This is a genomic window from Streptomyces sp. NPDC060232, assembly GCF_042726555.1.
In the GTDB taxonomy this organism is placed as follows: Bacteria; Actinomycetota; Actinomycetes; order Streptomycetales; family Streptomycetaceae; genus Streptomyces.
This window is the reverse complement of sequence record NZ_JBHXAG010000021.1, coordinates 135,253-141,252: the sequence shown is the minus strand read 5'-3', so window position 1 is coordinate 141,252 and position 6,000 is coordinate 135,253. Positions and strand designations below refer to the sequence as shown.

Genomic DNA, 6,000 nt, shown 5'->3' with positions numbered 1-6,000 from the left:
GCCGCCTCACCCCCGCGGGCGGGGTGGGGGGGGCGCGGAGTGGGGGCGGGGGGTGTCCGGGGTGTCAAACGTGATTTGTGGCCCATACCGGGGAGCACTTCCTGAGGGCTCGGGGGGCCATAAATCATGCCTACCCCGGGCACCCCCCGCCCCGCCGCCGGTCACGGCCCCGCCCCATCCCCGCAGCCCCCGCCGAGCCCCGCCGAGCCCCGCCGAGCCCCCGGCCAGGGCTACGCTTGATGTCGGAAAACCGCCAGCCCCCGTCGATCCCGGCCCGGATCCTGGAGCCATGCACACCGACACCGAGCGCTGCGTAAGGGCCGTGCAGTCGAAGGACGCCCGCTTCGACGGCTGGTTCTTCACCGCCGTCCTGACCACCCGGATCTACTGCCGGCCCAGCTGCCCCGCCGTACCCCCGAAGGTCGAGAACATGACCTTCCTCCCCAGCGCCGCCGCCTGCCAGCAGGCCGGGTTCCGTGCCTGCAAGCGCTGCCGGCCCGACACCAGCCCCGGTTCGCCCGAATGGAACGCCCGCGCCGACGCCGTCGCCCGGGCGATGCGCCTGATCCAGGACGGGGTCGTGGACCGCGAAGGGGTCCCCGGGCTCGCCGCCCGCCTCGGGTACTCCGCCCGCCAGGTCGAGCGGCAGCTGGGCGCCGAGCTCGGAGCCGGCCCCCTGGCCCTGGCCAGGGCGCAGCGCGCGCAGACCGCCCGGCTGCTCATCGAGACCTCCGAGCTGCCGATGGGCGACGTGGCCTTCGCCGCCGGCTTCGCCTCCATCCGCACCTTCAACGACACCGTCCGCGAGGTCTTCGCCCTGTCCCCGAGCGAGCTGCGGCACCGGTCGGTCAGGGCCGGCCGCAACAGGAACGCCCCGCCCCGGATCCCCGGGACGATCAGCCTGCGCCTGCCGTTCCGTACGCCCCTGAACCCGGACAACCTCTTCGGGCACCTCGCCGCGACCGCGGTGCCCGGCGTCGAGGAGTGGCGCGACGGCGCCTACCGCCGCACCCTGCGCCTGCCCCACGGCACCGGTGTCGTCGCGCTGACCCCGCAGCCCGACCACATCGGCTGCCGCCTCGCGCTCACCGACCTGCGCGACCTGACGATCGCCATCAGCCGCTGCCGCTGGATGCTCGACCTCGACTCCGATCCCGTGGCCGTCGACGAGCAACTGCGCTCCGACCCGCTGCTGGCTCCGCTCGTGGACAAGGCCCCCGGGCGCCGGGTCCCCCGTACGGTCGACGCGGCGGAGTTCGCCGTACGGGCCGTGCTGGGCCAGCAGGTGTCCACGGCGGCGGCGCGCACGCACGCCGCCCGGCTGGTCACGGCGTACGGCGAACGCGTGGAGGACCCGCTGGGCGGGCTGACGCACCTCTTCCCCTCGCCGCAGGCCCTGGCCGGCCTCGACCCCGAGTCGCTGGCCCTGCCGCGCAGCCGGCGGGCCACCCTCACCGGCCTGGTCTCTGCGCTCGCCGACGGTTCGCTGCCGCTCGGCTTCGACAGCGACTGGGACGCGGCCCGCGCGCAGCTGTCGGCGCTGCCCGGTTTCGGCCCGTGGACCACCGAGGTGATCGCGATGCGGGCGCTCGGCGACCCGGACGCGTTCCTGCCGTCCGACCTGGGCGTGCGGCGCGCGGCGCAGGGGCTCGGTCTGCCGTCCACCCCGTCGGCGCTGACGGCGCGGGCCGCCGGCTGGCGGCCCTGGCGGGCGTACGCCGTCCAGTACCTGTGGGCCACGGACTCCCACCCCGTCAACCACCTGCCCGTCTGAGGAGCATCCATGAACGCCAAGCAGCACACCGTCGTCGACAGCCCGTACGGTCCGCTCACCCTGGTCGCCGCGGACGGCGTCCTCAGCGGCCTCTACATGACCGGACAGCGCCACCGGCCGGCCGAGGAGTTCTTCGGGGAGCGGGTGGCCCCCTCCGAGGAGCCGTTCCCGGAAGTGGTGCGGCAGTTGGCCGCTTACTTCGCCGGGGAGTTGACCGAGTTCGACCTGCCGCTGCGGCTGGAAGGCACCGATTTCCAGCGCACCGTGTGGGAGCAGCTCGTACGGATCCCGTACGGCGAGACCTGGTCGTACGGGGAGCTGGCGGCGAGGCTGGGCAAGCCGAACGCCTCGCGGGCGGTGGGCCTGGCCAACGGGAGGAACCCGGTCGGGATCATCGTGCCGTGCCACCGGGTGATCGGTGCGTCCGGCAGCATGACCGGCTACGGCGGCGGGGTCGAGCGCAAGGTGCAGCTGCTGGCTTTCGAGTCCGCCTCCCGTCCCCAGGCGTAGGCCGCGGACCGCTCCGAATGCGGACATACAGGGCAACCTGTATGAAAGATATACCGCAACAAGATCGGAGCCGGGCATGGACGACTATCCGCTTCTGAACCTCTTCTGGACGATGCTGTGGCTGTTCCTGTGGATCATGTGGTTCTTCCTGCTCTTCAAGATCATCACGGACATCTTCCGTGACCACACGATGAGCGGCTGGGGCAAGACGGGATGGCTGATCTTCGTACTGATCCTGCCGTTCCTCGGCGTGTTCGTGTACCTCATCGCCCGCGGGAAGAGCATGGGCGAGCGGGACATGAAGCAGATGCAGGAGAACGAGGCGGCCTTCAAGCAGTACGTCCAGCAGGCGGCCGGCCCCGGCGGCGGTTCGGCGGACGAGCTGCACAAGCTCTCCGCCCTCAAGGACAAGGGCGACATCACCCAGGAGGAGTTCGACCGCGCCAAGGCCAAGCTGCTGGCCTGACCCCCGGTCAGACCACGAGGAGCGGGACGAGCAGGGCGAAGCCGGCGCCGGCCTCCACGGCGTAGCCGTAGAGCGAGGGGTGCTGCACGGGGGCGGCAAGCAGCACCACGCTCTGCTGGGTGGCGGCCGCCGCCACCCATGCGGCGTCGGCCCCGAGGTTGCCCTCGTACCAGCCCTGGCAGGCGCCGGGGCCGGTGACGGCGAGGAAGTCGTCCTCGCGGCGGTAGAGGGCCCGCCAGTCGGCGGCGGGCGTGGACCAGCCCTCGAAGTCGGCGAACCGGGCCCAGCCGCCCTCGCGTATCGCGGTGTCGAAGAGCCACACCGGCGTCCCGTCGGGGGCGACCTCGCCGCCGGCCTGCTCGTCCGTGGTGAAGTGGACCATGGGCAGGGCGTCCGGCCCGTCGGCCGTGCTGGGCCAGGCGTACATCGTGATCATCTTTTGATTCTGTCCTGGTCGAAGTAAGCCGGGGGTTTACGCGGTGACCGGGCGCCGGCCGTTCTCCAGTTCCGCGGCGCCCTCACCCGACTGGAGGACCCGGTAGGCCTCTTGGACGCGCCGTCCGAGCGATCCGGGCAGGTAGGCGGTGAGTTCGGCGGGGTCGACGAGCCGCCACGAGATCAGCTCCTCCTCCTGCAGCCTGATCGAGGCGAGGTGGGCCGCGTCGAGTACGCCCCCGTCGTAGAGGTACGCGACCAGCGGCGGCCGGTCGGGGCCGAGCGTCCAGTCCACGGCGAGGAGCCGGCCGAGGGGGACGTCGATACCGATCTCCTCGGCGCTCTCGCGGCGGGCGGCGCTGCGCGGCGACTCGCCCTGGTCCGACTCGACGGTGCCGCCCGGCAGGGCCCAGCCCTCGCGGTAGTTGGGCTCGACGAGCAGGACCCGGCCCTCGGCGTCGCGGTAGAGGGCGGCCGCGCCGGCCAGCACCCGGGGCAGGCTCGCGATGTACGTGGCGTAGTCATCCGTGGTGGTCACCCGGCCACCCTACCGAGGTGCCGCCGGTCAGACGCCCGTCCCGGGGCCGGTGCCGGGACCGTCCTCGGGGTCCCGGCCGCCGGACTGTGCGACGCGGTGCAGGCGGGCGTGTCGGGAGCCGGGCCCCTGCTCGGTGTCGGCGTCGCCGACCATGGCCCGGACCGCGTCCCGCATGCCGTGCAGGGGATGGTGGCGGGCGGGTCCCGCGCCGGAGACCTGGAGCGCGCCGAGGCCGAGGCTGGTGGCGGTGCCGAAGACGGTGGCGAAGACGGCGAGCAGGTCGATGGCCTTGCCGGGCGCGCCGCCGGCCCGCTCCCGGCCGATGAGGGGGACGAAGGCGGAGCTGAGGCGGTTGCCGCGGCCCTTGCGGAAGGTCGCGTAGGCGAGGGCGAGTCCGGCGATGCCGTAGATGGCCCAGGGGGTGAGGGTCCAGTGGAAGAAGGAGTACTCCATGGCCGCGAGGGCGGCGCCGCCGGTGCGGGGGGCCGCTCCGGAGGCGGGGGGCGGGGCGAGGTAGTGGGTGAGGGGCTCCCCCACGCCGTAGAACATCAGGCCGATGCCCATGCCCGCGCTGAACATCATCGCGATCCACGAGAGGTTGGTGAACTCGGGCTCGGAGTCGTCCGCGCCGAGGCGGATGCGGCCGAAGCGGCTGATGGCGAGGACGACGCACATGACGAGGAAGACGTCTGCGGCGATCACGAACAGCCAGGCGAAGTTGTTCAGGACCCACGCCAGCGCGGTGCTCGACACGGTGTCGAAGGAGTCCCCGGCCAGTGCCGCCCAGGCGACGACGGCGAGCACGGCGAGCACGCCGATGGCGACGACGGTGTGGTCGGGGGCGCCGTCCACGGGATCGCCGGGGCCGCCGCCCGGGGTGTCCGGACGCGGCTGTTCCAGTGATTCGGCGCTCATGCGGCCACCTTAAGCAGGGGTATGTCCCTCTATGGGCGCATGGCGCGCCGGGTGTGGCCCAGGCCACTCATGGGCATAGGAGGATCCTCCGGATAAGCTCATGGAGGCGCGACTGCACTGTTCGATAGCAAGGGATAGCAAGGTGACGGACGGAGCAGTAACTGAGGCCGCGCGCGTGCTCATCGCCGCGGACAAATTCAAGGGCTCGCTCACGGCCGTTCAGGTCGCGGAGCGGGTGACGGCCGGCCTTCGCAGGGCCGTGCCGGGCGTGGAGATCGAGACCCTCCCCGTCGCGGACGGCGGCGACGGCACGGTCGCGGCCGCGGTGGCGGCCGGTTTCGAACGCCGGGAGGTACGGGTCACCGGGCCGCTCGGCGACCAGGTCACGGCCGCCTTCGCGCTGCGCGGGGGCACCGCCGTGGTCGAGATGGCGGAGGCCTCCGGCCTCCAGCTGCTGCCGGCGGGCACCTTCGCGCCGCTGACGGCGACCACGTACGGCTCGGGCGAGGTCCTCAGGGCCGCGCTGGACGCGGGCGCCCGCTCGATCGTCTTCGGTGTCGGCGGCAGCGCCACCACGGACGGCGGCGCCGGCATGCTGGCGGCGCTCGGCGCGGTCTTCCTGGATGCGAACGGCGAACCGGTCGGTCCGGGCGGCGGTGCGCTGGCCGATCTGGCCTCGGCCGACCTGTCGGGCGTGGACCCCCGCTTCGCGGACGTCGACTTCGTCCTGGCCAGCGACGTGGACAACCCGCTGACCGGCCCGAAGGGCTGTGCGGCCGTCTACGGCCCGCAGAAGGGCGCCTCGCCCGAGGACGTGGCGACGCTCGACGCGGCGCTGGCGCACTACGCGCAGGTGCTGGAGAAGGCGATCGGGCCGAAGGCCACCGAGCTCGCCGCTTCCCCGGGCGCGGGCGGTGCGGGCGGCATCGGCTACGGCGCGCTGCTGCTGGGGGCGAGCTTCCGGCCCGGCATCGAGCTGATGCTGGAGGTGCTGGGCTTCGCGCCGGCGCTGGAACGGGCCACGCTCGTCATCACCGGTGAGGGCTCGCTGGACGAGCAGACCCTGCACGGCAAGGCCCCCGCGGGCGTCGCGGCGGCGGCGCGGGCGGCGGGCAAGCCGGTGGTCGCGGTCTGCGGGCGGCTGCTGCTGGGCCAGGAGGCGCTGGAGGCGGCCGGCATCCGCAAGGCCTACCCGCTGACGGACCTGGAGCCCGACCCGGCCAAGTCCATCCCGAACGCGGGCCCCCTCCTGGAGCAGGTCGCGGCCGGCATCGCAGCCGACGTCCTCTGACCCCTGGCGGCCCGCAGGACGGGCCCCGCGGCGTCCGGTGCGTGCGATCACAGGGCGGAGGGCCGTCCTCG

The 6,000-nt window shown here is 73.4% G+C and carries 6 protein-coding genes and 1 pseudogene; 4 read left to right on the top strand and 3 right to left on the bottom strand.

Features of this window, described 5'->3' with window-relative positions; all coding sequences use genetic code 11:
• Positions 1-289: 289 nt before the first annotated feature.
• The 3 genes from ACFWFZ_RS27030 to ACFWFZ_RS27020 all read left to right on the top strand — a co-directional run bounded on the left by ACFWFZ_RS27030 (position 290) and on the right by ACFWFZ_RS27020 (position 2,750).
• The gene (locus ACFWFZ_RS27030) at positions 290-1,774 is read left to right on the top strand and encodes an AlkA N-terminal domain-containing protein (protein WP_387125576.1); all 1,485 of its coding nucleotides are present in this window, start codon (positions 290-292) and stop codon (positions 1,772-1,774) included.
• Positions 1,775-1,783: 9 nt separating this feature from the next.
• A complete protein-coding gene (locus ACFWFZ_RS27025) occupies positions 1,784-2,284 on the top strand; it encodes a methylated-DNA--[protein]-cysteine S-methyltransferase (protein ID WP_387125575.1) in 501 nt (166 codons plus the stop codon).
• Between the two features lie 76 nt (positions 2,285-2,360).
• Positions 2,361-2,750, top strand: coding sequence for an SHOCT domain-containing protein (locus ACFWFZ_RS27020; protein WP_387125574.1), 390 nt, complete (start codon positions 2,361-2,363; stop codon positions 2,748-2,750).
• A 7-nt stretch (positions 2,751-2,757) separates the two neighbouring features.
• Here the strand turns inward: ACFWFZ_RS27020 and ACFWFZ_RS27015 are convergent, their stop codons facing one another.
• From ACFWFZ_RS27015 to ACFWFZ_RS27005, 3 genes and pseudogenes are all read right to left on the bottom strand, one after another.
• Entirely contained in the window at positions 2,758-3,186 is a 429-nt protein-coding gene (locus ACFWFZ_RS27015; protein WP_387125573.1) for a hypothetical protein, read from the bottom strand.
• Between the two features lie 36 nt (positions 3,187-3,222).
• Entirely contained in the window at positions 3,223-3,723 is a 501-nt protein-coding gene (locus tag ACFWFZ_RS27010; protein ID WP_387125572.1) for an NUDIX domain-containing protein, read from the bottom strand.
• A gap of 210 nt (positions 3,724-3,933) precedes the next feature.
• Positions 3,934-4,638, bottom strand: a pseudogene (locus tag ACFWFZ_RS27005) (BCCT family transporter); the annotation flags it as partial.
• 142 nt (positions 4,639-4,780) lie between these two features.
• Here ACFWFZ_RS27005 and ACFWFZ_RS27000 point away from each other — a divergent pair.
• Positions 4,781-5,929: a glycerate kinase gene (locus ACFWFZ_RS27000; RefSeq protein WP_387125571.1), complete on the top strand. Its 1,149-nt coding sequence runs from the start codon at positions 4,781-4,783 to the stop codon at positions 5,927-5,929.
• Positions 5,930-6,000 lie beyond the last annotated feature (71 nt).